Source organism: Aestuariivirga sp. (genome assembly GCF_044238155.1).
In the GTDB taxonomy this organism is placed as follows: Bacteria; Pseudomonadota; Alphaproteobacteria; order Rhizobiales; family Aestuariivirgaceae; genus Aestuariivirga.
This window is the reverse complement of sequence record NZ_JBIIDX010000223.1, coordinates 1-3,599: the sequence shown is the minus strand read 5'-3', so window position 1 is coordinate 3,599 and position 3,599 is coordinate 1. Positions and strand designations below refer to the sequence as shown.

The 3,599-nt window shown below is 63.8% G+C and carries 2 protein-coding genes; both read left to right on the top strand.

Annotated elements, in window-relative coordinates; all coding sequences use genetic code 11:
- Positions 1 to 248 precede the first annotated feature (248 nt).
- Entirely contained in the window at positions 249 to 572 is a 324-nt protein-coding gene (locus ACILRN_RS16240; protein WP_395690006.1) for a hypothetical protein, read from the top strand.
- Between the two features lie 21 nt (positions 573 to 593).
- Positions 594 to 3,599: hydantoinase B/oxoprolinase family protein (locus ACILRN_RS16235; RefSeq protein ID WP_395690005.1), on the top strand; the 3,006-nt coding region annotated here is incomplete at its 3' end.

Sequence of the window (3,599 nt, the reverse complement as noted above, 5' to 3'; positions counted from 1 at the left end):
CGATGCCTTTCAAGTCAAAAGGCAGAGTCGCGATTGGGGTTTCGCTGGCAGTGGCCTGGTTCGCAATCAACCCAAACTGTTGACTCGTCGGCTTTTGTTGCGGCTTCCTTGGCGGCGATGATTTGAGACAGCTCAAGTCACCAGCATGCGCTGATGCGCTCGTCATCTCGCATGGGAAACAACGGAGCTTTGATCGCTAACGGGCAGTGTCTCTCTGAAGCAGGGCGGGGTCGGGCGCAAACGACCCCATGGGTCGCCGCGAGGCGCCTCGCGATGACAACCGCATGGTCAATGGCGGCAAACATTCGGGCATGAAACGGCAATCTTTATGCATCGCTCCGGCAACGGCTGGCATGCTGCAAGATGGTTTTTCAGTGGCTGCCCCTGAGGGCCGAACGGTTGGCGGCGGCGATGTCGTTGGCATCAAGGCCGGCACCGGCATATTGCTCGGCGGGCGAGCCATGCGCCACCTGCCGGTCGGGCAGGGTGAGGGCGCGGAAGCGTGTGCGGGCCAGCAGGTCGTGCCGGTGCACGAGGTTGTCGGTGTGGCGGAAGCGGTGCTAGACGTGTAGCTGTTCGAGAAAGAGGTGCTGATGTCTGGTGCTGCGTGGGAATTCTGGATTGACCGCGGCGGAACCTTCACGGATGTGGTGGCGAAGGCGCCTGACGGAAGGTTGATCACTCACAAGCTGCTCTCAGAAAATCCTGAACGCTACAGAGATGCAGCGGTGGAAGGCATTGGCGCGATCATGGCTGCCGCATCACAGCCTGCGGGCGCGATCAGGGCAGTCAAGATGGGGACAACGGTTGCCACCAATGCCCTTCTCGAGCGCAAGGGCGAGCGTGTGCTGCTGATGATCACCCGGGGCTTCGCGGACCTCCTTGAGATCGGCTATCAGACCCGCCCGCAGCTCTTCGCGCTTCATGTGCGGAGGCCCGAGGTGCTCTACAGCCGTGTGGAAGAGGTTGACGAGCGGATCGACAGCGAAGGTCTGGTCCTCCGTCCGCTCGATGAGGCTTCGGCCCGCTCGGCGCTCCAGTCTGCTTTCGATGCCGGCTTGCGTGCAGTCGCGATCGCCTTCCTGCACGGCCACCTCAACCCCGAGCACGAACGGCGCGTGGGCGAGATTGCGCGCAGCCTGGGGTTCTCGCAGGTCTCGATGAGCCACCAGGTCTCCCGCCTGGCCAAGCTCGTGGGCCGTGGCGACACCACGGTGGTCGATGCCTACCTCTCGCCAATCCTGCACCGCTACGTGGACCTTGTTGCCGGGGCGCTGGATGTTGGCCGTGCCTGCGAGAGATTGTTGTTCATGCAGTCGAATGGCGGGTTGACTGATGCCCGCCTGTTCCACGGCAAGGATGCCATTCTGTCTGGTCCCGCCGGTGGCATCATCGGCATGGTGAAGACGGCTCAGGCTGCGGGCTATGACCGGTTGATCGGCTTCGACATGGGCGGAACCTCGACCGATGTCAGCCACCATGCGGGAAGTTTTGAGCGCAGTTTCGAAACCGAAGTGGCCGGCGTGCGTATGCGCGCGCCGATGATGCATATCCACACCGTGGCAGCCGGAGGTGGCTCGATCTGCCGCTTTCGCGGCGGACGCTTCCAGGTTGGGCCGGAAAGTGCGGGCGCCGATCCTGGACCCGCCTGCTACCGCCGCGGCGGGCCGCTCACGGTGACGGACTGCAATGTCATGCTCGGCAAGTTGAATCCTGATCATTTCCCTGCCGTCTTCGGCCCAGGCGGCAACGAGAAGCTTGATGCGGTCGCGGTGCTGAGGCGCTTCGAGGAACTCGCAGCCGAGGTCTCCGCCGCCACCGGCCAGCCGCCGCGTTCGCCCGCTGAGCTTGCGCGCGGATTTCTGCGCATCGCAGTCGACAACATGGCGAATGCCATCAAGAAGATCAGCATCCAGCGCGGGCATGACGTGACGGCTTACACGCTGCAATGCTTCGGCGGTGCGGGCGGCCAGCATGCCTGTCTGGTGGCCGATGCGCTGGGCATGCGGCAGGTCTTCATCCATCCCTTTGCCGGTGTTCTGTCGGCTTTCGGCATGGGTCTCGCCGAAATCCGCGCCCTGCGCGAGGTTCAGTTTGATGCGCCGCTCGCGGATGTTTCGCGCGCCAGGGCGGCGCTGGAGTTGATCGAGGCAGAAGCCAGGGCTGAAGTCATGGCGCAAGGCGTGGGCGAGGTCCGCGGCGAGGCTCTGGCCCATGTGCGCTATGAGGGGTCGCACCAGTCGCTTGCGGTGCCCTTCGCCGGAGCCGATGAGACTCGTCGCGCCTTCGAGGCCGCGCATCAGGCGCGTTTTGGCTTCATGTCGCCCGAACGCGCCATCTGGTTCGAGATGCTGAGTTGCGAGGCCATCGGCAATGCCGGCGACATGCCGGAGATGTCCCCGCCCACGGGCCGGCCGCGCCCCATGGCCCATGTTCCGATCGCCGGTCACGGAGATGTGCCCCTGTGGGACAGGGCCGCGCTGCCCGCTGGATGGAGCTGCCAGGGACCGGCCGTCATTACCGAGCCAACGGGGACCAACATGGTTGAACCCGGCTGGCGCGCGCGAATCGACTCGAGGGCCAATCTCATTCTCGAAAGGGCCGATCCCCTGGCCTTCGTGCCCGCCGCCGGAACCGCCGCTGATCCGGTGCTGCTTGAAGTGATGTCGAACCTCTTCATGTCGGTGGCTGATCAGATGGGGGCGACGCTGGCGCTCACGTCCTGGTCGGTCAACATCAAGGAACGCTTCGATTTCTCCTGCGCCATTTTCGATGAAGCCGGAGATCTCGTCGCCAATGCACCTCATGTGCCGGTGCATCTGGGTTCGATGTCGGCTGCGATCAAGACGGTAATGCGCCTCAACCCCGATGTGCAGGATGGCGATGCCTTCATGCTGAACGCGCCCTATGGGGGTGGCACGCATCTGCCGGACATTACGGTGGTGACCCCGGTGTTCATCGATGGCCGTCCTGCCTTCTGGTTGGGCTCGCGCGGCCATCACGCTGATGTGGGCGGCTTGACGCCGGGCAGCGCCCCGCCCGGGAGCACGACACTGCGCGAGGAGGGCGTGGTGATCGACAACGTGCAGCTCGTGCGCGGCGGACGCTTGCTTGAGGCCGAGGCGCGCAGGGTTCTGGCCTCGGGTCCTTACCCCTGTCGCAATCCCGACCAGAACATTGCCGATCTCAAGGCTCAGATTGCGTCCAACGAGACGGGAAAGCGCGAGCTGCTCAAGGTTTGCGCTGCCTACGGCACGGAGGTGATCAAGGCTTATATGGGCCATGTGCAGCGCAACGCCGAGGAGTGCGTACGGCAGGTGATCGACCGGCTCAGTGATGGCGAGATGGTCTATCGCATGGACGAAGGCCAGGTGATCAAGGTCAAGGTCAGCGTCGACCGGGCCACGCGGAGTGCCACCATCGACTTCACTGGCACCAGTGCGCAGCACGCCGGAAACTACAATGCGCCCTTTGCCGTATGCAGGGCCGTGGTGCTCTATGTTTTCCGCACGCTCGTCGGCAACGACATTCCACTCAATGAAGGGTGTCTCAGGCCGCTGAAGCTGATCGTGCCGGAATTCTCGATGCTCAATCCAGGG

Bases quoted from the DNA above. Each gene is read 5' to 3' on its own strand.
- ACILRN_RS16240 (WP_395690006.1), top strand. From the start codon at position 249: ATGGGTCGCCGCGAGGCGCCTCGCGATGACAACCGCATGGTCAATGGC.